Source organism: Streptococcus pseudopneumoniae, assembly GCF_001074565.1.
Classification (GTDB): domain Bacteria; phylum Bacillota; class Bacilli; order Lactobacillales; family Streptococcaceae; genus Streptococcus; species Streptococcus pseudopneumoniae_J.
Genome location: NZ_JUQX01000061.1, coordinates 26,770 through 53,345, shown reverse-complemented (window position 1 = coordinate 53,345; position 26,576 = coordinate 26,770). Strand labels below are relative to the sequence as shown.

The following is a 26,576-nucleotide window of genomic DNA, read 5'->3' as shown; positions in this document are numbered from 1 at the left end:
CGTGTTACCGCCGTGAAAAGGCGGTGTCTTAACCCCTTGACCAACGGACCTGAGCTTTTCAACTCTTTCTATTATACCTACTTTTCCTACTTTGTCAAGAACTTTTTTTCAACCTATGCAAATTCTTGGAAGACGATCAAAAAGAGCCAGATTAACCGACTCTTTTGATTTTTAATTTAAAGGACCTTCTCTTACTCTCCAAGAAAGGATGAGCTCATATCCCTACATTTTACCTACTTAATTAGAAATCTGCTTCAGCATGTTTTCGATATGCTGAATTGATTTTTCACGTCCGAGCAAGAAAATGGTGTCTGGTAATTCTGGTCCATGCATTTCACCTGATACAGCAATACGAATCGGCATGAAGAGATTTTTTCCTTTAATACCTGTTTCTTTTTGGACTGCTTTGATTTGTGGGAAGATGTTTTCTGTTACAAATTCTTCATCTGTCATTGCTTCTAGTTTCGCTTTGAAGGCTTCTAGAACAACTGGAACAGTTTCTCCTGCCATGACCTCGCGCTCTGCATCTGTCAACTCTGGGAAGTCTGAGAAGAAAAGATCTGTCAATGGAACGATTTCGTCAACTGATTTCATTTGTGGTTTGTAGAGTTCTACTAATTTCTCAGCCTTATCAGTCAATCGTCCTGCTTCTTCAAGGAATGGTTTGGCCATTTCAAAAATGGTTGCTAAGTCAGCTCTCTTGATATAATCATTGCTCATCCAGTCCAGTTTCTTCTGATCGAAGGCTGCAGGAGACTTGCTGAGGCGGTTTTCGTCAAAGAGTTTAATCAATTCCTCACGTGAGAAAATTTCATCTTCACCACCTGGGTTCCAACCAAGAAGGGCGATAAAGTTAAAGACTGCTTCTGGCAAATAGCCTTTCTTACGATAGTCTTCGATAAACTGAAGGGTGTTGGTGTCGCGTTTAGACAATTTTTTCCCCGTTTCAGAGTTGATAATCAAGGTCATGTGACCGAACTCAGGTGCATCCCAACCAAGCGCTTCATATACCATGAGCTGTTTTGGTGTGTTGGCAATGTGGTCATCTCCACGGATAACATGAGAGATTTGCATATCGTGGTCATCGATAACAACGGCAAAGTTGTAAGTTGGGTATCCGTCTTTCTTTTGAATCACCCAGTCACCGCCGATATTGCCACCTTCAAACTCGATATCACCTTTGACCATATCATGCCACTTGTAGACACCAGACTCATTGACAGCCAAACGAACAGTTGGGATAATGCCTGCTGCTTCACGTTCTGCGATGTAAGCTGCTTTTTCTTCTTCGCTCATACCAAGGTATTCGTTAATGTAGCGTGGTGTTTCGCCAGCTGCTTCTTGGCGTTCACGTTCTGTTGCTAATTCTTCTTCTGTAACATAAGATTTGTAGGCTTTTCCTTCAGCTAGCAATTGGTCGATGTATTTTTGATAGAGTTCCAAACGCTCTGATTGGCGATAGTTTTCATGAGTTTCTGGGCTTTCATCCCAGTCCATCCCCAACCAACGAAGGTTTTCAAGCTGTGAACGTTCACCATCCTCAACATGGCGTTTACGGTCAGTATCTTCGATACGAATGATAAAAGTTCCACCATGACGGCGTGCGTAAAGGTAGTTAAACAATGCTGTACGGGCATTTCCGATGTGTAGTAGTCCTGTTGGACTTGGTGCGTAGCGTACGCGGATATCTTTTGACATAGTTTCTCCTATAAAGTCTCTAGGCGTCTGCCTTTTTGCTTTCTATATTATATCACAAGTCTCGCCTGAGTCCAATGTCTACGAATAAAGGGAGTAAAAAGAGTGGGCAAGCCACTCTTTTCTTCTATTATAGACGTGCGTTAAGCTCTTTGCTCAATTCTTCAAATCCTGGTTTTCCAAGAAGGGCAAACATGTTACGTTTGTAGGCTTCAACACCTGGTTGGTCAAATGGGTTGATGGCATTCAAGTAACCTGAAAGGGCGATAGCCAATTCGAAGAAGTAGATAGTGTAACCAAGAGTGAAAGCGTCTTGCTCAGGAAGAGTCACGTACATGTTTGGTACATCACCGTCAGTGTGGGCAAGAAGAACACCGTCAGTCGCTTTTTTGTTTACAAAGTCAACGTCTTTTCCTTGAAGGTAACCAAGTCCGTCAAGGTCTTCTTCCAAAGTAGGAATGATCACGTTCTTACGTGGTTTGTCAACACGAACAACTGTTTCAAACATGATACGAGTTCCTTCTTGGATAAATTGTCCCAACGAGTGCAAGTCAGTTGAGAAGTTTGCTGAAGTTGGGTAAATCCCTTTTTGATCTTTTCCTTCTGACTCACCAGCCAATTGTTTCCACCATTCTGAGAAGTATTGAAGTGATGGTTCGTAGTTTACCAAGATTTCAGTAGCGTAGCCTTTACGGTAAAGGATATTACGAACGGCTGCGTATTGGTAAGCTTCATTTTCAGCAATCTTGTCTGAAGTATAATCCTTACGAGCTGCGTTGGCACCTTCCATAAGGGCTTTGATATCTGCACCTGATGCAGCGATTGGAAGCAATCCAACTGCTGTCAATACTGAGAAGCGTCCACCGATGTCATCTGGAACAACAAATGTTTCCCAACCGTTGGCATCTGCTTCAACCTTAACAGCACCTTTTTGGCGGTCAGTTGTGGCATAGATACGTTTGTTGGCTTCTTCTTGACCGTATTTCTTAACCAAGAGTTCTTTGAAGACACGGAAAGCGATCGCTGGTTCTGTTGTTGTACCTGATTTAGAAATCACGTTTACTGAGAAGTCTTTGTCAGCTACGTACTCTACCAAGTCAGCAAGGTAAGTAGATGAGATTGAGTTTCCTGCGTAAAGGATTTGTGGAGCTTTGCGTTCTTCTTTTGTTTGCAAGTTAGCAAAGTGGTGGTTCAAGAAGTCGATAGCTGCTTTGGCACCAAGGTAAGATCCACCGATACCGATTACAACCAAGACATCGCTGTCTGATTTGATTTGCTCAGCAGCTTTCAAGATGCGGTCGAATTCTTCGCGGTCGTAGTTTTCAGGAAGGTCCAACCAACCCAAAAAGTCGCTACCAGCACCAGTTCCTTTACGGATCAATTCGTCTGCAGCTGTTACTTGTGCTTGCATGTATTCCACTTCATGTGGGGCAACAAATTTGTCTAAAACTTTTGAATAATCAAATTTAATATGTGACATGATATTCCTCCAAAATTTCTTCTTTTCTATCATAACGCTTACCTTCGATTTTTTCAAGCTTTTTTATTGAATTTGCCCAATTTTTATCAGAATTCAAACGTTTGCGTAAATTTGCTGAAATATAAAAAATCTGAAAGGACGAATAAAAACGGCTAGAGATTCTAACCGTTACAATTCATTTAATAAATACTCAAATAGTTCTAAATTGCCGTCTTCTTCATTGACCAGAAATTCTGGATGCCACTGCAAGCCGATGATACGATGCTCGTCGACAGACTCAATCGCTTCGATGGTCTGGTCTCTTGGATCAATAGCAGTCACACGGAAATTAGGCGCCAGATCTTTAATACTTTGACGATGGACTGAGTTGACCTGACTTTCTTTTCCGAACAACTTAGCCACCACGCTTCCTTCTACTGTCTCAATAGTATGAGATGTCCCAAAAGGCAAGCCTTGCCAGTGACCTTCAATTTCTTGGTGGAGAGTACCACCAAAAGCAACATTGACCAGCTGAACTCCGCGACAGATTGCCATAATTGGTTTATTCTGACGGAGCGCTTCTTTCAAGAGAGCTAGTTCAAACTCATCGCGTACAAGGTTGTAATCATCGCTCTCAATGGTCTTTTTCTCTCCATAAAACTGAGGATGGACGTTTTGCCCACCTGTCAAGATGAGTTTGTCAATCATTTCTACATAATCGCGAACAATGGACTCATCCCCTACAGGAATTACTAAAGGAAGACCACCGACTTGACGAATGCTCTCTGCAAATTTACAGGATACAGATGAGTGGATGTTTTTCCCTTCTGCATCTACAGGACATAGATTTGCAGCAACTCCTACAACCGTTCTAGCCATGATGTGTCTCCTTTCGATTTTCTTGCGACAGTCTTATCTTATCACTCCAACCCTTTCCTGTCTAATATGTTTTTTTAAAGACCGTGATAAGTATTTTTTATGGATAAGAAAAAGCTACCCAACGAGGACAACTTCTTTTTTATTCGAAGACAAATTGATTGTGATACAGTTCTGAGTAGAAGCCACCAAGCTTGAGCAACTCGTGATGATTTCCACGTTCAATGACCTCCCCATCTTTGAGGACAATAATCTGATCGGCATTGAGGATGGTCTTGAGACGATGGGCAATGACAAAACTGGTTCGACCTGCTACAACTGCCTCCATGGCATGTTGAATCTTGCTTTCTGTTACGGTATCCACATTGGAAGTCGCTTCATCTAAGATTAGGACTTGGGGATCTGTCATCAAGGTCCGGGCGATGGAAATCAATTGTTTCTGACCAGTTGAGAAGATGTTTTGCTCATCATCAATAAGGGTATCATACTTGTCAGGCAAGCTTTCAATGTAGTCATGAATATGAGTTGCCTTGGCAGCTGCTTCGACCATTTCCTGACTGGCATCTGGCACACCAAAGCGGATATTGTCCCGGATCGTTCCACTAAACAAGACCGAATCCTGCAAGACAATACCGACCTTACTCCGCAGGCTGTCCAAGTCGTAGTCACGAATGTCTTTGCCATCAAAGCAAATGCTGCCTGCATCCACATCGTAGAAACGATTGATGAGGTTCATGATGGTCGTTTTCCCTGAGCCAGTCGGACCGACAACTGCTATCATCTGCCCCTTAGGAGCTGAAATGCTAACATCTTTTAAAATCGGCTTGTCTGGCACATAAGAGAAATCAATGTGACTGATTTCAACGCCTTCTCGCAATTCCGTAAAGGCAGGCGCATTTTGCGGACGAATCTCTTCTTCTGCATCGAACATTTCTTGGATACGATCCGCCCCAGTAAAGGCCAACTGGAGGCTCCCCCAACTCGCAGCCACCTGGATAATCGGCTGGTAGTACTGCTGAGAAAATTGGGTAAACATGACGATCAAACCTAGGGCTGTCGTTGTTTCGATACTTGGATCGTTCAGCAAGACAGCCGAACCTGCAAAAATGACGATGGCCGTATTGACCAAGCTCATCCCATTCATAACAGGAAAGAGGATGCCTGAGAACATTCTCCCTTTAAAGGTTGCCTTGCGCACGCGCTCATTTTGCTCCACAAAGCCTGCTACGATGTCGTCTTGAATTCCTTGTACGATAACAGCTTTCTGCCCTGAAATACTTTCGTCCATGTAGGCGTTGAGTTTCCCTACCTCTTTTTGCTGGAGATTAGTGTACTTGCGGGCCATTTTCACGATGAAAACCAACATGAGAAAGGCTACTGGAGTACTGGCTACTGTTATCAGGGCGAGCGTCACATTTCTTGAAAACATGACAAAAATCAAACCGATGTAAAGAGCAATATTGCTCATGACCTGAACTAGGCTTTCATTGAAGGCTTGAAGGATGTTATCCAAGTCACTCGTAAAGCGAGAGAGGATGTCACCATCCTGATGGCGGTCAAAGAAAGAGACCGTTAAACGAGAAAGTTTGCCAAAGAGGCCCTTACGCATCTCATTTGTCGACTCAGCAATCACACGAGTCATCAAGGTCATGTAAATCAAACTGGATACCACTAAGGCGAGGACAACTAGAGCTAGATTCAGCATCAGAGCTGATAAACTCTGCCAGGCTAGTTCGGAAGTTCCATTTTGATAAGCCAGAACTAGGTTAGCGAGCTCCGTCACTGCTTGGCCTGAAAAAACTGGAAAGAGGGCTTGGGCAATCGTCGCAACTGCAACCATCAGAATCACAATGACAAAGGAGAACTTGTAAACTTTAAAATAATTCCAGAAAAATCGAACGGTTTTCATTTTATTCCTCCTTTCCCTTTTGTGTTTCGTAGATTTCGCGGTAGACGGCATTGTTAGCTACCAAGTCTGCATGCCGTCCTTCTCCAATCAAACGTCCTTGATCCAAAACCAAAATCTTGTCTGCATGGACGACTGAACTGATCTTTTGAGCGATGATAATCGTGGTCGTCCCTTTCAGGTCTTTGTTCAAAGCTTCCTGTACGAGTCTCTCTGACTTGGCATCCAAGGCCGAAGTCGAATCGTCAAAAATCAGGATACGGGGATTGCTGACAATCCCACGGGCAATGGACATCCGTTGCTTTTGTCCACCAGAGAAGTTGGTGCCACGTTCTTCAACCTGACTCTCAAATTTGTTTTCCATGCGTCCGATAAATTCACTGGCTTGGGCAATCCGTGCTGCACGTTCCATTTCTGACATGCTGGCATTGCCTTTTCCTTGACGAAGATTATCTGCAATGGTCCCGCTAAAGAGAATAGCACGTTGCAAGACGATGGAAACTGTTTTACGTAAGGTTCCCTCGCTGACGTCTCGAATATCCTTTCCACCAATCTTGATAGATCCCTCCTGCGGATCAAACAGTCGTGGAATTAACTGAGCCAAGGTAGACTTCCCTGCTCCAGTCGCTCCAACCACACCCACCATCTGACCAGGCGCAACATCAAAGGTTACATTCTTCAGCATAGGCTCATCGTCATTAGGATAGGTGAAGGTCACATTTTCAAAAGAGAGACTTCCTTCTAACTCTTCGTCTGGGAGATCTTTAAAGGTCATCGCTGGCTCGGTATTTAGAATCTCGCGGATACGACGCAAGGAAATCATGGCACGACTGACAGAATTTCCTAAAAATCCAACCATGATGATGGTAAAGATAATCTGGCTGAGATAGTTGATAAAGGAAGCAATAGAGCCCACAACAGATGGATCTGACTGAGCCATTCCAGCCACCAACCAGATAGAGAGGAAGACCGCTCCATAGCCGACTAGCATCATAACGGGTTCTATAACTGAGAAGGCATAACCGATATAAAGATTTTGGCCGAGAAGTTCATCAGAAACCTCGGTAAATTTATCAAATTGTGCTTTTTCTTGTACAAAGGATTTGACTACGCGCACACCACGTAGATTTTCCTTAGCGATAGCATTGATCCGTTCAAGAAGGGTTTGAAACTTAGCAAATCGTGGCCCCATCATCCCCATCATGATGGCAGTTAGTGCAAAGATTAGGAGCACCATGAGGACAATCACCCACCAAAGTGATGGAAGAGTGTGAACCGCCAAAATAAAGGAACCGATAAAGAGAAGAGGGAGACGGAAAAGAATTTGAAAAGCCATCATCACCACGTTCTGAATTTGGTTGATATCATTGGTCATACGGACGACAAGGTTACCCGCATTGAATTGCTCGATATTGGCATAAGAAAACGTCTGGATCTTGCGAAAAGCGTCTTCCCGAAGGTCCGAAGACACTCCTTGGGCAATATAGGCTGCAAGTGTCACATTGACCCCACCTGCCACCAGACCGACTAGGGCTACTCCTATCAGCCAAGCGCCGATACTATAAATAGCCTCATTTTGACCAGCCAACAAAGCCTCTAACACCTCTTGCAGATAGCGCGGTTGCAAGAGCGAGCTCGCAACCATCAAGCCTGTCATCATTAAGGATGCCAAGGCCTGCCATTTATAGGTTTTTATTTTTTTAATCAGCATATTTCCTCCTAATAAAATAGATAAAGGGAGCGACATCCTACGTCAGCTCCTTCTCATTCGTTCATATTGATGCTATTCTAGCAAAAAAGAGACATCTTGTCAAAGAAGTCTCCTTATTATAAATTAGTGCGCTTTCATCTACAGATGATGCATGAAAAGGCTTTTTATGGTAAAATGGAAGGAAGAACTCTTACAAGGAGGAAAAGATGAAGAAACAAACCATCGCTGTCTTGGGTCCTGGTTCTTGGGGAACTGCCCTTTCGCAGGTCCTAAACGACAATGGACACGAGGTTCGAATTTGGGGAAATATTTCTGACCAAATTGATGAAATCAATAACCACCATACCAACAAACGCTACTTCAAAGATATCCTACTCGACGAAAAAATTAAAGCCTATCATGACTTAGAAGAAACACTAAAGAATGTGGATGCTGTTTTATTTGTGGTCCCAACAAAAGTAACGAGACTGGTTGCCCAACAAGTAGCAAAGGTGCTTGAGCACAAGGTTGTCATCATGCATGCCTCCAAAGGATTGGAACCAGATAGCCACAAACGTCTATCAACTATTCTTGAAGAGGAAATTCCAGCTGACCTCCGTAGTGAAGTCGTTGTTGTTTCAGGACCTAGCCATGCTGAGGAAACGATTGTACGGGATATTACCTTGATCACTGCAGCCTCTAAAGACCTTGAAACGGCCCAGTACGTCCAAAATCTCTTTAGCAATCACTACTTCCGTCTCTATACTAATACGGATGTTATCGGGGTTGAAACCGCTGGTGCTCTCAAAAACATCATCGCAGTTGGTGCAGGTGCATTACATGGTCTAGGGTTTGGCGACAATGCCAAGGCAGCTATCATTGCCCGTGGCTTAGCTGAAATCACCCGTCTAGGGGTCGCTCTGGGAGCTAACCCTCTGACTTATAGCGGGCTTTCTGGAGTTGGTGATTTGATCGTAACGGGGACATCTGTCCACTCTCGTAACTGGAGAGCCGGTGATGCTCTCGGCCGTGGAGAATCCCTAGCAGACATCGAAGCAAACATGGGTATGGTCATTGAAGGCATTTCAACAACTCGAGCAGCTTACGAACTGGCTCAGGAATTGGGTGTCTACATGCCAATCACACAGGCCATCTACCGAGTTATCTATGAAGGTGTCAATATCAAAGAAGCAATCACTGACATCATGAACAATGAATTTAAAGCAGAAAACGAATGGTCTTAGACCCTTATAGAAAGGAACATTATGAAACAAAAAGTCAGAAAAGCAGTCATCCCTGCCGCTGGATTGGGAACTCGTTTCCTCCCAGCAACTAAGGCCTTGGCAAAGGAAATGTTGCCAATCGTAGACAAACCAACTATCCAGTTTATCGTTGAAGAAGCCCTCAAATCTGGTATCGAAGATATCTTGGTTGTTACAGGTAAGTCAAAACGTTCCATCGAGGACCACTTCGATTCAAACTTTGAATTGGAATACAACCTTAAAGAAAAAGGGAAAACAGATCTTTTGAAGCTAGTTGATGAAACAACTGGCATGCGTCTGCATTTTATCCGCCAAACTCATCCACGCGGTCTCGGAGATGCTGTTTTGCAAGCCAAGGCTTTCGTCGGAAATGAACCTTTTGTCGTTATGCTTGGTGATGACTTGATGGATATCACAGACGAAAAGGCTATTCCACTTACCAAACAACTCATGGATGACTACGAGCGTACCCACGCGTCTACTATCGCTGTCATGCCAGTCCCTCATGACGAAGTATCTGCCTATGGGGTTATTGCTCCGCAAGGCGAAGGAAAAGACGGCCTTTACAGTGTTGAAACCTTTGTTGAAAAACCAGCTCCAGAGGATGCTCCTAGCGACCTTGCTATTATCGGACGCTACCTCCTCACGCCTGAAATTTTCCAAATCCTCGAAAACCAAGCTCCAGGTGCAGGAAATGAAATTCAGCTGACAGATGCAATCGATACCCTCAATAAAACACAACGTGTATTTGCTCGTGAGTTCAAAGGGGCTCGTTACGATGTCGGAGACAAGTTTGGCTTTATGAAAACCTCCATCGACTACGCTCTCAAACATCCACAAGTCAAAGACGACTTGAAAGACTACCTCATCCAACTCGGAAAAGAGCTGGCTGGGGGGGAATAGAAGAAAATTCCATATAAAAAGAACTAGGATAGTTAATTATCCTGGTTCTTTTTTGTATTGCTATTCTTTAAAACATCTACTTAAAAAGGAATCTGTATTTCTCAGTTCACTTACTTATAAACTCCATCGAAACGGTCTCAAACTTCATGAAAGCGCTATGATATTATTTGTTTTTTAACAAAAATAGGAGTACAATGAATTAGTATAATAAAATAAAAAGCACCGAATCGGTGCGCACTTTTTCAAGTTGTGTACGGACAAAGCCTTATTTTAACTTGCTGTGTTGTTTCGAATAATTCCAACACTTGTATTGTATACTTTTCTTTTAAAAATTGCAAGAATAAATTGTTATAAAATAGAATAACACTTCATTTTATAAGATTAAAAAATTACATGTTGAAAACGTTTTAGAATTTCTTGATTTTAATATTCAAAAGATATATAATTTAGCTAAAGTTAATATATTAGCGTTTACTAATGAGAACTTAAAGAGTATAACCCAAAGGAGAAACCTAAATGAGCAACAAACCTTACTCTATCGGACTTGATATCGGAACAAACAGCGTCGGATGGGTCATCATTACGGATGACTATAAGGTACCATCGAAAAAGATGAAAGTTCTGGGCAATACTGATAAACATTTTATCAAGAAAAATCTGATTGGAGCTTTATTATTTGATGAAGGGACTACTGCTGAAGATAGACGTCTAAAACGAACAGCACGTCGTCGCTATACTCGTCGGAAAAATCGTCTTCGTTATCTTCAAGAAATCTTTGCTGAGGAAATGAACAAGGTGGATAGTAGTTTCTTTCATCGACTAGATGACTCCTTTTTAGTTCCTGAGGATAAAAGAGGAAGTAAATACCCTATTTTTGCTACCTTAGCAGAAGAAAAAGAATATCATAAAAATTTCCCAACTATCTATCATTTGAGGAAACAGCTGGCGGACTCAAAAGAAAAAGCTGACTTGCGCTTAATCTATCTAGCATTAGCTCATATGATTAAATACCGTGGGCATTTTTTATATGAAGAAGCTTTCGATATTAAAAACAATGATATTCAAAAAATCTTTAACGAGTTTATAAACATTTACGATAACACCTTTGAAGGAAGTTCACTTAGCGGACAAAACGAACAAGTAGAAGCGATTTTTTCTGATAAAATTAGTAAATCTGCAAAGAGAGAACGCGTTCTAAAACTCTTTCCTGACGAAAAGTCCACTGGTCTCTTTTCAGAATTTCTTAAGTTGATTGTAGGAAATCAAGCTGACTTTAAGAAACATTTTGACTTGGAAGAAAAAGCTCCACTACAATTCTCTAAAGATACCTATGATGAAGATTTGGAAAACTTACTCGGACAAATTGGAGATGGTTTTGCAGACCTTTTCCTAGTTGCTAAAAAACTCTATGACGCCATTCTGCTATCAGGTATCTTGACTGTCACAGATCCTTCAACCAAGGCTCCACTATCGGCGTCTATGATTGAGCGCTATCAAAATCACCAAAATGATTTGGCATCTTTAAAACAATTCATCAAAAACAATCTTCCAGAAAAATATGATGAAGTTTTTTCTGACCAATCTAAGGATGGGTATGCTGGGTATGTCGATGGCAAGACCACACAAGAAGCATTTTACAAATATATCAAAAATCTTCTCTCTAAATTCGAAGGAGCAGACTATTTCCTTGAGAAAATTGAACGTGAAGACTTCTTGAGAAAACAACGCACCTTCGATAATGGTTCTATTCCTCATCAAATTCATCTTCAAGAAATGAATGCCATTCTCCGTCGGCAAGGAGAACATTATCCATTCTTGAAGGAAAATAAAGAAAAGATAGAAAAAATCTTGACCTTCCGTATTCCTTACTACGTTGGTCCATTGGCTCGGGGCAATCGTGATTTTGCTTGGCTGACTCGAAATTCTGATCAAGCAATAAGACCTTGGAATTTTGAAGAAATTGTTGATAAAGCAAGCTCTGCAGAAGACTTCATCAATAAGATGACTAACTATGACTTGTATCTGCCAGAAGAAAAAGTTTTGCCTAAGCATAGTCTCTTGTATGAAACATTTGCTGTCTATAATGAATTAACAAAAGTAAAATTTATTGCAGAAGGATTGAGAGACTATCAATTCCTTGATAGTGGGCAGAAGAAGCAAATTGTCAATCAACTATTCAAAGAGAAAAGAAAAGTAACTGAAAAAGACATCATTCAGTATCTACACAATGTTGATGGCTACGATGGAATCGAACTAAAAGGGATTGAAAAACAATTTAACGCCAGTCTTTCTACTTACCATGATTTGCTCAAGATTATCAAGGATAAAGAATTTATGGACGATTCTAAAAATGAAGAGATTCTTGAAAATATTGTCCACACGCTAACAATCTTTGAAGATCGAGAGATGATTAAGCAACGCCTTGCTCAGTATGATTCTATCTTTGATGAAAAAGTAATCAAGGCTCTAACCCGTCGACATTATACTGGATGGGGGAAACTCTCTGCCAAGCTGATTAACGGTATCCGTGATAAACAAACTGGCAAAACGATTCTTGATTATCTGATTGACGACGGCTACAGCAATCGTAACTTTATGCAGTTAATCAATGATGACGGGCTTTCTTTCAAAGAAATTATCCAAAAAGCTCAAGTGTTTGGGAAGACAAATGATGTGAAGCAAGTTGTCCAAGAGCTTCCAGGAAGCCCTGCTATTAAAAAGGGGATTTTACAAAGTATCAAGATTGTTGAGGAACTTGTCAAGGTTATGGGACACGAACCTGAGTCCATTGTTATTGAAATGGCTCGCGAAAATCAGACAACTACCAGGGGGAAAAAGAATTCTCAACAAAGATATAAGCGAATTGAAAATTCATTAAAAATCTTAGCATCTGGACTTAACTCCAAAATTCTAAAAGAACATCCAACAGATAATAATCAACTTCAAAATGATCGCCTCTTCCTTTACTATCTCCAAAACGGGAAAGATATGTATACTGGAGAAGCCCTTGATATCAACCAGCTAAGCAGTTGTGACATTGACCACATCATCCCACAGGCCTTTATAAAAGATGATTCTCTTGACAACCGTGTCTTGACTAGTTCAAAAGAGAACCGTGGGAAATCTGATAATGTCCCATGTCTTGAAGTAGTTGATAAGATGAAGGTTTTTTGGCAACAATTGTTGGATTTCAAATTGATTTCCTACCGTAAATTTAACAATTTAACCAAGGCTGAACGTGGCGGACTAGATGAGCGGGATAAAGTTGGCTTTATCAGACGGCAACTAGTTGAAACACGACAGATCACAAAACATGTTGCGCAGATCTTGGACTCTCGCTTCAATACAGAAGTGACTGAGAAGGATAAGAAGAACCGTAATGTCAAAATCATCACTTTGAAATCCAACCTAGTTTCCAACTTCCGTAAAGAATTTGGGTTATACAAGGTGCGGGAAATCAATGACTACCACCACGCGCATGATGCCTACTTAAATGCAGTAGTGGCTAAGGCTATCCTTAAGAAATATCCTAAACTAGAGCCTGAATTCGTCTATGGTGACTATCAAAAGTACGATCTTAAGAGATACATCTCAAGATCCAAAGATCCTAAAGACATTGAAAAAGCAACGGAAAAGTATTTCTTCTACTCAAACTTGTTGAACTTCTTTAAAGAGGAAGTACATTACGCAGACGGAACTATCGTAAAAAGAGAAAATATCGAATACTCTAAAGACACTGGAGAAATCGCTTGGAATAAGGAAAAAGATTTCGCAACAATCAAAAAAATTCTATCACTTCCGCAGGTGAATATTGTGAAGAAGACAGAAGAACAAACCGTTGGACAAAATGGTGGTCTGTTTGATAACAATATTGTGTCCAAGAAGAAAGTAGTTGACGCAAGTAAACTAATCCCTATCAAATCTGGTCTATCACCTGAAAAATATGGTGGCTATGCGAGACCTACAATCGCTTATTCAGTTCTTGTTATAGCAGATATTGAAAAAGGAAAGACTAAAAAGTTAAAGAGAATCAAAGAGATGATTGGAATTACCGTTCAAGATAAAAAGATATTCGAATCAAATCCAATCGCATATCTTGAAGAATGTGGTTACAAAAATATCAATCCTAATCTTATTATAAAACTACCTAAGTATAGTCTCTTTGAGTTCAATGGTGGACAACGAAGATTATTAGCAAGCTCTATTGAGTTGCAAAAAGGTAACGAATTGATTTTACCTTACCATTTCACTGCTTTGCTTTACCACACACAGCGAATTAATAAAATTAGTGAACCAATTCATAAACAGTATGTGGAAGCACATCAAAATGAATTTAAAGAATTACTAACAACAATCATTTCTTTATCTAAAAAATATATCCAAAAACCAAATGTTGAATCATTATTACAACAAGCGTTTGAGCAAGCCGATAAAGATATTTATCAGTTAAGCGAATCCTTTATCTCGCTCTTGAAACTCACATCATTTGGAGCTCCTGGAGCTTTTAAATTCCTTGGTGTTGAAATTAGTCAATCAAGTGTAAGATATAAGCCAAATTCACAATTTTTAGATGCCACCCTCATCCACCAATCCATCACTGGTCTCTACGAGACTCGGATTGACTTAAGCAAACTGGGAGAAGACTAATGGGATGGAGAACCGTTGTTGTCAATACGCACTCTAAACTCTCCTACAAGAACAACCACTTGATTTTTAAAGATGCCTCTCGGACAGAGTTGATTCACCTGTCCGAGGTGGACATCCTGCTTTTGGAGACGACGGATATCGTTCTCTCCACTATGCTAATCAAACGATTGGTGGATGAAAATATTCTGGTTATTTTTTGTGATGATAAACGCTTGCCGACGGCATACTTAATGCCTTACTATGGTCGACACGATTCCAGTTTACAACTCTCTCGTCAAATCACATGGTGCGAGGAGACTAAAGCACAAGTTTGGACCACCATTATTGCACAAAAAATTCTCAATCAGGCTTTTTATCTGGGGAGTTGTGGTTTTTTGGAAAAGAGTCAGTCCATCATCGATCTCTATCATGGGTTGGATTTATTTGATCCTAGTAACCGTGAGGGACACGCAGCTCGTATTTATTTCAACACCTTGTTTGGAAATGATTTTAGTCGTGAGCAAGATAGTGATGTCAATGCTGCCTTGGACTACGGTTACACCTTGATTTTGAGTATGTTTGCGCGTGAGATTGTCTTGTCTGGCTGCATGACTCAGTTTGGCTTGAAACATGCAAACCAGTTCAATCAATTCAACCTAGCTAGTGATATTATGGAGCCTTTCCGTCCGATTATTGATAGAATTGTCTATGAAAATCGAAACAGTTCTTTTGTCAAAATCAAGCGAGAACTTTTTACTATTTTCTCAAATACCTTTCACTACAATGGTAAAGATATGTACCTGTCCAATATCATCAGTGACTATACTAAGAAAGTCATCCAAGCTCTTAATCAACCTGAGAAAGGAGTTCCTGAGTTTAGGATATGAGTTATCGATATATGCGTATGATTTTAATGTTTGATATGCCCGTTGATACAGCTGAGGAACGCAAAGCCTATCGGAAATTTCGGAAGTTCCTCATAGATGAGGGATTTATCATGCACCAATTCTCCATCTATAGCAAGCTCTTGCTCAACAACTCTGCTAATAACGCCATGATTGAGCGACTCAAGACTCATAACCCTAAGAAAGGAAACATTACTCTCTTAACCGTTACAGAAAAGCAGTTTTCTCGCATGATTTACTTAAATGGCGAGCGAAATACCAGCGTAGCAAACTCCGACGCACGCTTGGTCTTTCTAGGAGAGGAGCCTCGAGATGAAGATTAATTTCCCGCTATTAGATGAACCATTAACTATTGAAAATGCAACTTTTTTAGTGTTGGAAGACCAGTTTACCTTTTCAACCATTGTCAAGCAGTTCTACCAATATACTGATGATGGGGAGTTGAAGTTGTTTGATAGAAATCTAAAAGCACTGAAAGAGGCTGAGTTATTAGTGATAACGGATGTCTTAGGATACAATCTCAACTCACCTGCCATGCTCAAGCTGATACATGTTGATTTAGAAAATCAACTCAATGACAAGCCCGAAGTCAAGTCCATGATTGAAAAGTTGGTTGCTACGATTACAGAATTGCTGGCATTTGAGTGTTTGGAAAACGAGTTAGACCTAGAGTATGATGAAATTACCATTCTAGAGTTAATCGATGCACTTGGTGTCAAAGTCGAAACCCTGAGTGATACACCTTTTGAAAAAATGCTAGAAATTGTCCAGGTTTTTAAATATCTTTCTAAAAAGAAACTCCTTGTTTTCATCAATGCATCCGCCTATCTATCAAAGGATGAGTTAGTAAATTTGATAGAGTATATCCAACTCAATCAACTAAGTGTTTTATTTGTCGAACCTCGAAAAGTCTATGATTTTCCCCAGTATGTGCTGGATCAAGACTATTTCTTGAACCCTGAAAATATGGTATAATAAGAGTAACAATTGGAACCTGACGAGCTGAAGTCTGGCTGGGACAAATGGCGCGATTACGAAATTTCGTGAGAAAAATTTTTCTACGAGGTTTTAGAGCTGTGTTGTTTCGAATGGTTCCAAAACTAGATACCCTCGTCCATAATCTGTCGCTACGTTTTAGAGCTGTGTTGTTTCGAATGGTTCCAAAACTTTTGACTTGCTTTTCCATGTCCCCTTTAGGTTTTAGAGCTGTGTTGTTTCGAATGGTTCCAAAACGTGACACAATCCGCTTAACTCGTAAGGGTAGTTTTAGAGCTGTGTTGTTTCGAATGGTTCCAAAACTAAGACTGTCGGTAGATGTGACAGCCTTAAGTTTTAGAGCTGTGTTGTTTCGAATGGTTCCAAAACTTTCTTAGAACAGGTTCCTGAGATGGTTGGGTTTTAGAGCTGTGTTGTTTCGAATGGTTCCAAAACTGTTTTTTCAGTTTGACCCATTTACCTTTTGTTTTAGAGCTGTGTTGTTTCGAATGGTTCCAAAACCTTCTTCCGTGCCGTCTCCTTCTCCCATTTGTTTTAGAGCTGTGTTGTTTCGAATGGTTCCAAAACAAAAGTACAAGAATCGGCGCCAACTGGACTGTTTTAGAGCTGTGTTGTTTCGAATGGTTCCAAAACACTCAGCGGTTTCGAAAAGTAACGCAGACGGTTTTAGAGCTGTGTTGTTTCGAATGGTTCCAAAACCAGTGCGGTAGTAAATGCCATGGCTGGTGTGTTTTAGAGCTGTGTTGTTTCGAATGGTTCCAAAACACTAGTAGCCTATACTTCAGAGATTAGAGAGTTTTAGAGCTGTGTTGTTTCGAATGGTTCCAAAACATAACAGAGTAGTAATTAGAATAGAGGACAGTTTTAGAGCTGTGTTGTTTCGAATGGTTCCAAAACGATTTACTGGTGACATTGAGAAACTTAATGGTTTTAGAGCTGTGTTGTTTCGAATGGTTCCAAAACACACACGATGAGGGATTTTACTGGTACGGCGTTTTAGAGCTGTGTTGTTTCGAATGGTTCCAAAACACCTGCTGGGGTTTGTTCCATCATCAATTTAGTTTTAGAGCTGTGTTGTTTCGAATGGTTCCAAAACCTCGTTCGAACTTTGCGGATTTGACCTTTTGTTTTAGAGCTGTGTTGTTTCGAATGGTTCCAAAACCCTTCTTCATGTTCCTTTATGAAACTATCAAGTTTTAGAGCTGTGTTGTTTCGAATGGTTCCAAAACCTTGGCCAGACGATAAACTACTACTAATGCGTTTTAGAGCTGTGTTGTTTCGAATGGTTCCAAAACAACAGATTTTTAGAACCGTGCCGTCCCAAAGTTTTAGAGCTGTGTTGTTTCGAATGGTTCCAAAACAACTGTCGTAACCACAGTACCTATGGCAAGGTTTTAGAGCTGTGTTGTTTCGAATGGTTCCAAAACAATATCTTTTGTTGAATTCTCCTGAACACTGTTTTAGAGCTGTGTTGTTTCGAATGGTTCCAAAACTACCGCTTCTTTCGGTTGTGTAACCGCTCCGTTTTAGAGCTGTGTTGTTTCGAATGGTTCCAAAACTGATTTCAAGGTTATTCTCAATAACTCCGAGTTTTAGAGCTGTGTTGTTTCGAATGGTTCCAAAACCAAAAGTACAAATTGAAGATTTTACAAAACGTTTTAGAGCTGTGTTGTTTCGAATGGTTCCAAAACTCAGGATCTCTCTTCTCAGCAATCACTTTGGTTTTAGAGCTGTGTTGTTTCGAATGGTTCCAAAACTTTAAGCAATTCATTGATAATCCAACACATGTTTTAGAGCTGTGTTGTTTCGAATGGTTCCAAAACTTGCATTATATCTATGATGGTAATGTCAATGTTTTAGAGCTGTGTTGTTTCGAATGGTTCCAAAACTAACGCCCCCATGAACCATAATATCTTGTCGTTTTAGAGCTGTGTTGTTTCGAATGGTTCCAAAACGTTCATTTGAACTATCCTTGCTGAATTTTTGTTTTAGAGCTGTGTTGTTTCGAATGGTTCCAAAACTTTTTCAATTTGACTTGGGTAAATTTTATCGTTTTAGAGCTGTGTTGTTTCGAATGGTGCCAATCTACATAAAAAGCTACTCATTTTTTGAGTAGCTTTTAACTATTCCCCCTTACACATAACTCATTCCTTTGTAGAAAAGGAAAACGGCTAGTGCGACAAAAAGTAGGGTTGCTCCAATTCGCTGACTGGTACTATACATCTTTCTCTCCCATTTAACTGGAAAGATGACTGCTAGAAAGGCACCGCCTACTGCGCCACCAATATGCCCTGCTAGGCTGATTCCTGGAATCAGAACACTTCCAATGATATTTATCACGAAAAGCGTCAGGTAGGATTGCCCTAACTGCTGGATATAGGGGCTGCGAGTTGCGTAACGCAAGACGATAATCGCAGCAAATAATCCATAGAGAGAAGTGGAGGCACCTGCTGCTAGGACTTTCGGTGTGAAAGCAAAAACAAAGAGATTGCCCATCATTCCTGATAAGAGATAGAGAAAGAAGAACTGCTTAGAGCCGAAAATCTCCTCCACCTGTTGTCCAAGAAAGTAGAGTGAAATCATATTGACAATGAAATGTTCCCAACCTATATGCACAAATATAGCCGAAAAAAGGCGCCAGATCTGCTCTGGGAACAGGCGAATGATTGGTCCATACATAGCTCCAAACTGAAACAGAGTTTTGACCTGATCAAAGTTGATACCCGTAGTAATCAGCATCAGTAAAAATACCAAGCCAGTCACTAGGAGGAAAAAACTAGTCACAGGGTGACGTTTATCAAAGATTTCCTTCATAGATCAATACCTCCTGAACGGGAATATCGTGGCTATCTGGATTAAATGTTTGGATTTGACAAGGATAGATTGTACTCATGGTCTGACCAGCAAAATGTTCCAGATAGCGGTCATAATAACCTCCGCCATATCCAATCCGATACCCCTCTCTTGTAAAAGCCAAGCCTGGAACATGAATCAAATCAATCTGAGACGGATCCACAACTTCCAAGTCCCCTTGCGGTTCCAGTAAGCCAAAGGAAGTTTTTGCCAACTGCTGCGGATCATATACCACAAACTCCATGTGCCCCTTGGGATAGGTTTTGGGTATCAAAACTTTTTTGCCGTCCTTCAGCGCCTGATCAATCAGTCCCTGTGTTTGAAACTCATGCGGGAAAGAGAGGTAGGTTGCGATAACCTTGGCTTCTTGGTAAACAGGATGATTCAAAAATCGTTCTGTTAAAGCTCGATCCATAGCCTGTTTTTTCTCCTGAGATAAAGCCTTCATTTCGTGTAAGACTTGCTTTCGTAGTTCTGCTTTCATAGCCAGCACCTCTACTCTGCTGCCTTCTTTTGAAGAAAGCTAGAGACCGCATCCACTCCAATAGCTAAGGCTTCTTCCTTGGGGCTCATCTGAGGATGGTGCAGGGCGTAAGGACTATCGATACCTAACCAAAACATAACGCCGTCTACCTTCGAAAGAAGATAACCAAAATCCTCACCAGTCATAGCAGGCTCGATATCAATCAACTCGATTCCTTCTTTTTCTCCAAAGAAGTCCATCAGTTCACGCGCCAAGGCTGGATTGTTCTCAACAGGGAGGTAGCCCCCTTGTTTAAGTTCGATTTCGACTTCCATCCCAAAGGATGCTGCAACTCCCTCCGCTACTGTCCTAACTCTCTTTTGCACCAAGAGACTCATGTCCTGGGTCAAGGCGCGAATGGTACCATGTAAAAAGGCTGTATCTGTGATGACATTGTTGGTTGTTCCAGCTTGGAAAAGGCCAAAGGTCACCACTGCTCCCTCGATGGGATTGACATTACGGCTAACCACTGACTGTACTTGAGTTACAAAGTAACTAGCAGCCACCAAGGCGTCATTGGCTTCATGCGGAAAGGCTGCGTGCCCACCTTTTCCTTTGAAACGAATCTTCACTTCACAAGTCCCTGCAAAGAGAGTGTGTGTATTGGTCGCAATCTGTCCAACCTTCAAATCCGGACGAACATGGAGTCCATAAAACTGGTCTGGTAGCCAGTCCCCAAAAGCACCATCCTCATACATGAGCATACCACCAGCTTCATTTTCTTCAGCAGGTTGAAACAGGAAGAGCAAATTATTCTTGGCTTGCTCCTCAAGAGCACGCTCGAGACAGCCCAAGGCAATGGTCATGTGAAAATCATGTCCGCAGGCATGCATGCGACCTTGATGTTGGGAAGCAAAAGGTAGACCTGTTTGTTCGACAATAGGCAGACCATCAATGTCTGTTCGCCAACCAATGGTTCGCTCCGGCTGAATTCCCTGCAGGTAGACCAAAATTCCTGTCCGCCAAGTACGAACTTGAACAAAGTCCTTGCCCGTAGTCAATTTTTCAATCACATCCAGCAAATAAGCCTGTGTCTTGAACTCCTCCAAGCCAATCTCTGGAATCTGGTGTAAATCTCGTCGAATCTGAATCAAATCTAACATCTATCGATCCTCCTTTTGATAGAAGAAAGAGGCTGGAAGAAGTATCCGCCTCTTTTTATTTTTACAAGGTACGAAGCGCATCTTCTAGCGCTGTTTTTTGTTGGGTTTGGCTGTCGATTTCTTTGATAATACGAGCTGGAACGCCTGCTACCACTACATTTTCTGGGACATCTTGAGTCACGATAGCTCCTGCAGCGACAACTGAACCACTACCGATTTGGACACCTTCGATGACCACTGCATTAGCTCCGATAAGAACATTGTCCCCGACACGAACTGGATCGGCACTAGCTGGCTCAATCACACCTGCCAAAACTGCCCCTGCACCAACGTGGCTGTTCTTCCCAACGATGGCACGACCACCAAGGATAGCACCCATATCAATCATGGTTCCTGCACCGATTTCTGCTCCGATATTGATAACCGCTCCCATCATGATAACAGCATTGTCACCAATTTCCACTTGATCGCGGATAATAGCACCTGGTTCGATACGAGCGTTGATAGTACGCTTGTCTAGCAAGGGAACTGCCGAATTACGAGCATCTTGTTCGACAACATAATCTTGATTTTCTACCAAGCCTTCGAGAAGCGGAGCGATATCCTTCCAATCTCCAAATAGGACATTGCCTAGTTTGACAACAGAGCTTGGTAAAGCAGTTGCAAGTTCTCCCTCAAAAGTTACTTTGACACTGGTTTTCTTTTCCGCATTGGCGATAAATTGGATGATTTCTTGGGCATTCATTTTTGTGGCAGTCATAGGCGCCTCCTGGTTCATTATAATGATACCTATTCTACCAAAAAAGGCTTCAAATTTGAAGCCTAAACTATCAAAATAATCGTCTTTACTTCCCTTCTTTGGCTTCTTCGATAGACAAGAAGACCATAGGAACAATGATTAAAATCATGGCCAAAACTAGAAATCCATCTAGGACGAGACCGAGAAAGAGGACGCTCAATAGCGCTGAGGAGAGAGGCTCGCTAGCGCTCACTACAGAGACAACTAGAGGAGAAACAAGAGAGACGGCCTTCATAGATAGGAAGAAGGCAAAAGCTGTTCCAAATACGGCAATAATCAAACAAATCAACAGACTGGTAGCATCCAACTGGAAGGTGATATGATGGACTGGATAGAGCAGATTGCTAAAGAGCCCTGCGAGAATCATCCCCCAACCAACAGTGGGTACAAAACCATAGTGGCGGGCAAATCGTTGGGGCAGGATGACATTAAACATGACGCCTACTGCACTGAGCAAGCCTGTCACTAGAGCCAAGGGTGTCATGGACAACTGGGACAAGTCCCCTTTTGTGGCCATCAAAAAAACACCTAGCATGGCAATCAAAACATAGAGAATCGCTGTAATCGAAGCCTTCTTCTGGTAGACAATGCGATTGTAAAACAAAATAAAAACGGGGCTGATAAATTGTAAAATGGTTGCCGTCGTCGCATTGGAATACTCAACACAAAGATAGAAGAAAAACTGCACAGAAAAAATACCTAGAATAGCATAGGCTAAAAAAGGTAGATAATTTTTCTTATCTTTCCAGATATCCAACAAGCGACCACGCAACTGAAAGGCAGATAAAGCTAAAACCAAACTCCCCGCCACCAGCAAACGCATAGAGGTAATCCAACCAGACGATACTGGGTAATGAGTGAAAAAATACTCTCCTAAAATCCCGCAAATCCCCCAAATCAGACCTGAGAACAGTGAATACAAGGTTCCCTTAAAAATCTTCTTTTGATACTTATTCATTCCCTTATTGTAACACGAAATAGAAAAAGAAAAAAGTAGCTAAGAGAAGAAAAATTGCCTCTTGCTACTTTTTTTATTATCGATTAAATAGACGGGAACGACCTGACGAACCACTTTGAGTGTTGTTGTTCGAATTTGCCCCTGAGCTACTGCTTGAACTTGATCCTGATCCACTGCTTGAACTTGGAGGAGTCACTGCAGGTAGGCTTCCAAGAATGGTTTTCCAAGCATTCAGATAGTCTGCGTCGCTGCCTCCGATGGCGAAGCGGTAAGTGGTTACTGGCGCCCCTTCTTTGCTAGCCCAGTAGCTTGTCACTGTAGAACCAGAAAGTTCGATTTCCTTACCATTGATGGAAACTTTGCCGGGCTTTTGACCTGTTGATCGGAGAACTTGGGACTTAGTCACACTTGGGTCAAGATTAAAGCGATTATTTCCCCATATTCCAGGTTCAGCTTGCTGGATAGCATTGACCAAGTGGGCCATATAATTAGAGTTATTGGAATAACCAGCTCCACGTGATAGTGAATGATTATTATCATGCCCAATCCATCCACCTAGAGTTAATCTAGGTGTCGAAAGCATGAGCCACATATTTTCATCTTCATTAGTCGTACCAGTTTTTCCGATCCAGTCAGCACGAGCTAGGGATGGATTGATAGTCGTCAAGTCTGTCTGGAAACTTGAAGTAATCCGAGATGAAATGACATCGCGAAGCAAGCTTTGCATAATGGTCGCTGTCGCTTTTGAGTAAACTTGGACAGGTTTATCCTTATGTTCATAGACCACTCGACCATCCGTTGACTCAATCTTCGTAATCATATGTTTCTTATGGTAAACTCCGTTGTTGGCCAGAGTCTGATACCCGTTGGTATGCTGGGCAACTGTAACCTCTATTCCTCCACCCATCGGTAAACTTTCAATGCCATATTCTGGGATTTCGTAACCCATTTTTTCCATATAACCCTTGACATCAACACCCTTCTCTCGAAGTGTACGATAAGTCCAGTAAGCTGGGATATTCCATGAGTAGTTAAGGGCTTCTCCCAAGGTCATCATGCCCGTACCAGGACTATTGGCATACATGATGGGATTGCCGTTTGAAAAGTTGGTTGGATAGTTTGATAAGATACTTGCACTTCCCATCAAACCTTGGTCAATCGCGATACCATAGGCCAGTATAGGTTTCGTGGTTGAAGCTGGAGAACGTTTGGTGTCAACGGCATGATTGTTCTGATTTTTTTGATAATTGCGACCACCGACAAACCCAAGAATAGCTCCTGTTTGGTTGTCCATGAGGACATTCCCCACCTCAGGCTGGCCTGTCGAATCATCTAGCAGATATCCGTAGGTCGCAACCGCATTTTGCATCGCAGCATGAACATTTTTATTAATAGTCGTGGTGATCTTATAGCCACCATTCTCGATTTCCTTCGTCGCTAGATCGCGATAAGCTTTCTGGATCGATTCATTTTTTTGTTCTTGCGCAGAAACATTATCTCTCTGGATGAGGTAGTCGTACATCCGATCCGTTGCTTCTGCCAAGGTTGCATAGTAGAGATAGTCGCGCGAAGTACCACTGACACTACCTGATGGTAGAAAGTCTTGCTTGAAGTCATAATCCTTGTACTTGTCGTAGTCTTCCTGACTCAGAGCTCCTGTCCGATACATATTGTAGAGGACATCCTTGGCACGCTTAATTCCCAAAGCCATATCCTCATCGCTCTTCATACTGCCGTCAGATTCATAAGGGGAATAACTAATAGGACTTTGTGGCAAACCTGCGATAAAGGCTGCTTGAGGGACCGTTAAATCCGAAGCCTTAACCCCAAAGATCCCCTCTGCAGCCTGCTGGGCACCTGCAATATTTTGACCTTTATGATTGCGTCCAAAAGGAGCAATATTAAGGTAGGTTGTCAAGATCTCATCCTTACCCATGGCCCGTTCTAAAGCTAGAGCATCAATAATCTCTTTAGCCTTACGAGCCAGAGTGGGAGCATCCCCCACTACTTGTTGCTTGATGACCTGCTGCGTCAAGGTCGAACCACCACTAGACGATCCTAGCCCGACAAAGGTCCCCAGAGTCGCACGAATAACGGCCTTAGGCACAACTCCCTTATGCTCATTGAAATGCTCGTCCTCTGTCGCAATGATAGCCTTCTTGAGATTATCTGAGATAGCCTCCGAAGCGACTGACGTACGCAATAGATCTCCTTCAATCGAAGCGATGGTACTTCCGTCAGCATAGGTAATTTCTGAGATAGAGGCAATATCCTTCACTTGTTTGACCAATTCCTCTGTTTGAGGTACCTTGGCCTTGTCAAATAGAGCAACCCCATAGCCCATGGCCACACCCGCTCCCAAAAGACCTCCGATAAAGGCTAGGATAAAGAGAGTGTTGAAGGTCACTTTAAAAGCACTCAAAATCTTAGCAAAAATGGACCCTACCCTTTTGAGTTTGTTAGAAGAAGCTACTTTCTTATCAGCATTTGTACTTGCTTGTTTTTTCTTCCATTTGGCAGTTAGTTGCTGGAAAAAATGCAGCATTTTTGTTTTTAATTCATCAATTCTTTTTTTCATGAATGTCCTCACTTTCTCTATTATACCATAAAAGGTAAACTTTCAATAAAATAGGCACTTTCTTCCCTATTCCACTAGGCTATTGCCCAAGTTTGTGATACAATAGGTAGAAACAATATTTTAAAAAGGAGAAAAGACATATGCACATTTTTGATGAGCTAAAAGAGCGTGGTTTGATTTTTCAAACGACTGATGAAGAAGCTTTGCGTAAAGCCCTAGAAGAAGGTCAAGTTTCTTATTATACTGGCTACGATCCAACTGCTGACAGTCTTCACCTAGGCCACCTTGTCGCAATCTTGACCAGTCGTCGTTTGCAACTAGCAGGTCACAAACCTTATGCGCTCGTTGGCGGTGCTACAGGTCTCATCGGAGATCCGTCCTTCAAAGATGCTGAACGTAGTCTCCAAACAAAAGACACAGTAGAGGGCTGGGTCAAGTCTATCCAAGGACAACTTTCTCGTTTTCTTGACTTTGAAAATGGTGAAAATAAAGCTGTCATGGTCAACAACTACGACTGGTTTGGCAGCATCAGCTTCATTGACTTCCTCCGTGATATCGGAAAATACTTCACTGTCAACTACATGATGAGCAAGGAGTCTGTTAAAAAACGGATCGAAACAGGGATTTCTTACACAGAGTTTGCCTACCAAATCATGCAAGGGTACGACTTCTATGTCCTAAATCAAGACCACAATGTTACCCTGCAAATCGGTGGTTCTGACCAGTGGGGAAATATGACAGCTGGTACCGAATTGCTTCGTCGTAAGGCTGACAAGACAGGTCATGTTATCACAGTTCCCCTTATTACTGATGCGACTGGTAAGAAATTTGGTAAATCAGAAGGAAACGCAGTCTGGCTCAACCCTGAAAAGACTTCTCCATACGAAATGTACCAATTCTGGATGAACGTCATGGACGCTGACGCTGTTCGCTTCTTGAAAATCTTTACTTTCTTGACACTTGATGAGATCGAAGACATCCGCAAACAGTTTGAAGCAGCTCCACACGAACGCTTAGCTCAAAAAATCCTGGCTCGTGAAGTCGTGACTCTTGTCCACGGAGAAGAAGCTTACAAAGAAGCCCTTAACATCACTGAGCAACTCTTTGCTGGAAACATCAAAAACCTTTCTGTCAAAGAACTCAAACAAGGACTTCGTGGAGTGCCAAACTACCAAGTACAGGCAGACGAAAATCACAACATCGTTGAACTTCTTGTATCTTCTGGCGTGGTTAACTCAAAACGCCAAGCCCGTGAAGACGTACAAAATGGAGCTATTTACGTCAACGGCGACCGCATCCAAGACCTTGACTATGTCTTGAGTGACGCAGATAAGTTAGAAAACGAACTAACTGTTATTCGCCGCGGGAAGAAAAAATACTTCGTTCTTACATACTAAAAAAGCAGACTGGAGGCATTTGCCATCCAGTCCTTTTTTTGCTAGAC

18 protein-coding genes and 1 CRISPR repeat array are annotated in these 26,576 nt (G+C 41.8%); of the genes, 7 read left to right on the top strand and 11 right to left on the bottom strand.

The annotated features are described in order from the left end of the window. Positions 1-237: 237 nt before the first annotated feature. The 5 genes from gltX to ADI74_RS09150 all read right to left on the bottom strand — a co-directional run bounded on the left by gltX (position 238) and on the right by ADI74_RS09150 (position 7,647). Complete coding sequence (gene gltX, locus ADI74_RS09175) at positions 238-1,698, bottom strand: glutamate--tRNA ligase (RefSeq protein ID WP_049538461.1); 1,461 nt, start codon at positions 1,696-1,698, stop codon at positions 238-240. Positions 1,699-1,825: 127 nt separating this feature from the next. Beyond that, positions 1,826-3,175, bottom strand: coding sequence for a glucose-6-phosphate isomerase (locus ADI74_RS09170; protein WP_000018244.1), 1,350 nt, complete (start codon positions 3,173-3,175; stop codon positions 1,826-1,828). 168 nt (positions 3,176-3,343) lie between these two features. Further along, the gene (locus ADI74_RS09160; protein WP_042768238.1) at positions 3,344-4,033 is read right to left on the bottom strand and encodes a gamma-glutamyl-gamma-aminobutyrate hydrolase family protein; all 690 of its coding nucleotides are present in this window, start codon (positions 4,031-4,033) and stop codon (positions 3,344-3,346) included. 139 nt (positions 4,034-4,172) lie between these two features. After that, a complete protein-coding gene (locus ADI74_RS09155; protein WP_049505383.1) occupies positions 4,173-5,939 on the bottom strand; it encodes an ABC transporter ATP-binding protein in 1,767 nt (588 codons plus the stop codon). 1 nt (position 5,940) lies between these two features. Further along, on the bottom strand, positions 5,941-7,647 hold the full coding sequence (locus ADI74_RS09150) for an ABC transporter ATP-binding protein (protein ID WP_049538458.1): 1,707 nt from the start codon (positions 7,645-7,647) through the stop codon (positions 5,941-5,943). Between the two features lie 206 nt (positions 7,648-7,853). Between ADI74_RS09150 and ADI74_RS09145 the strand changes: the two genes are divergently transcribed. From ADI74_RS09145 to csn2, 6 genes are all read left to right on the top strand, one after another. After that, positions 7,854-8,870: an NAD(P)H-dependent glycerol-3-phosphate dehydrogenase gene (locus ADI74_RS09145; RefSeq protein WP_049538455.1), complete on the top strand. Its 1,017-nt coding sequence runs from the start codon at positions 7,854-7,856 to the stop codon at positions 8,868-8,870. A gap of 21 nt (positions 8,871-8,891) precedes the next feature. Next, positions 8,892-9,791 (top strand): UTP--glucose-1-phosphate uridylyltransferase GalU, encoded by a 900-nt coding sequence (galU, locus tag ADI74_RS09140; RefSeq protein ID WP_049538453.1) that lies wholly within the window; start codon positions 8,892-8,894, stop codon positions 9,789-9,791. A gap of 516 nt (positions 9,792-10,307) precedes the next feature. Further along, positions 10,308-14,438, top strand: a complete 4,131-nt coding sequence (cas9, locus tag ADI74_RS09135) for a type II CRISPR RNA-guided endonuclease Cas9 (protein WP_049538452.1) — start codon at positions 10,308-10,310, stop codon at positions 14,436-14,438. Further along, positions 14,438-15,304: a type II CRISPR-associated endonuclease Cas1 gene (cas1, locus tag ADI74_RS09130; RefSeq protein ID WP_049538451.1), complete on the top strand. Its 867-nt coding sequence runs from the start codon at positions 14,438-14,440 to the stop codon at positions 15,302-15,304. The genes cas9 and cas1 overlap by 1 nt, the downstream gene beginning before the upstream one ends. Next, complete coding sequence (cas2, locus tag ADI74_RS09125) at positions 15,301-15,645, top strand: CRISPR-associated endonuclease Cas2 (protein ID WP_002895389.1); 345 nt, start codon at positions 15,301-15,303, stop codon at positions 15,643-15,645. Before cas1 ends, cas2 begins: the two co-directional genes overlap by 4 nt. Further along, a complete protein-coding gene (gene csn2, locus ADI74_RS09120) occupies positions 15,635-16,297 on the top strand; it encodes a type II-A CRISPR-associated protein Csn2 (protein WP_049538448.1) in 663 nt (220 codons plus the stop codon). Before cas2 ends, csn2 begins: the two co-directional genes overlap by 11 nt. Positions 16,298-16,387: 90 nt before the next feature. After that, positions 16,388-18,405: a CRISPR direct-repeat array (repeat unit 36 nt; unit sequence GTTTTAGAGCTGTGTTGTTTCGAATGGTTCCAAAAC). A 46-nt stretch (positions 18,406-18,451) separates the two neighbouring features. On the opposite strand, the gene ADI74_RS09115 is transcribed toward csn2, so the two are convergent. The 6 genes from ADI74_RS09115 to pbp1b form a co-directional block, all read right to left on the bottom strand. After that, entirely contained in the window at positions 18,452-19,132 is a 681-nt protein-coding gene (locus tag ADI74_RS09115) for a rhomboid family intramembrane serine protease (protein ID WP_049538446.1), read from the bottom strand. Further along, positions 19,116-19,655, bottom strand: coding sequence for a 5-formyltetrahydrofolate cyclo-ligase (locus tag ADI74_RS09110; RefSeq protein ID WP_049538445.1), 540 nt, complete (start codon positions 19,653-19,655; stop codon positions 19,116-19,118). The genes ADI74_RS09115 and ADI74_RS09110 overlap by 17 nt, the downstream gene beginning before the upstream one ends. A gap of 11 nt (positions 19,656-19,666) precedes the next feature. Further along, positions 19,667-20,797, bottom strand: coding sequence for an N-acetyldiaminopimelate deacetylase (locus ADI74_RS09105; RefSeq protein ID WP_049538443.1), 1,131 nt, complete (start codon positions 20,795-20,797; stop codon positions 19,667-19,669). Positions 20,798-20,858: 61 nt separating this feature from the next. Continuing rightward, positions 20,859-21,557, bottom strand: a complete 699-nt coding sequence (gene dapD, locus ADI74_RS09100; RefSeq protein ID WP_049538442.1) for a 2,3,4,5-tetrahydropyridine-2,6-dicarboxylate N-acetyltransferase — start codon at positions 21,555-21,557, stop codon at positions 20,859-20,861. An 85-nt stretch (positions 21,558-21,642) separates the two neighbouring features. Continuing rightward, positions 21,643-22,554, bottom strand: a complete 912-nt coding sequence (locus ADI74_RS09095) for a DMT family transporter (protein WP_049538440.1) — start codon at positions 22,552-22,554, stop codon at positions 21,643-21,645. A 76-nt stretch (positions 22,555-22,630) separates the two neighbouring features. Further along, on the bottom strand, positions 22,631-25,132 hold the full coding sequence (gene pbp1b / locus ADI74_RS09090) for a penicillin-binding protein PBP1B (RefSeq protein ID WP_049538439.1): 2,502 nt from the start codon (positions 25,130-25,132) through the stop codon (positions 22,631-22,633). A gap of 140 nt (positions 25,133-25,272) precedes the next feature. Between pbp1b and tyrS the strand changes: the two genes are divergently transcribed. Then, positions 25,273-26,529 (top strand): tyrosine--tRNA ligase, encoded by a 1,257-nt coding sequence (gene tyrS, locus ADI74_RS09085; protein ID WP_049538436.1) that lies wholly within the window; start codon positions 25,273-25,275, stop codon positions 26,527-26,529. Positions 26,530-26,576: the final 47 nt, after the last annotated feature.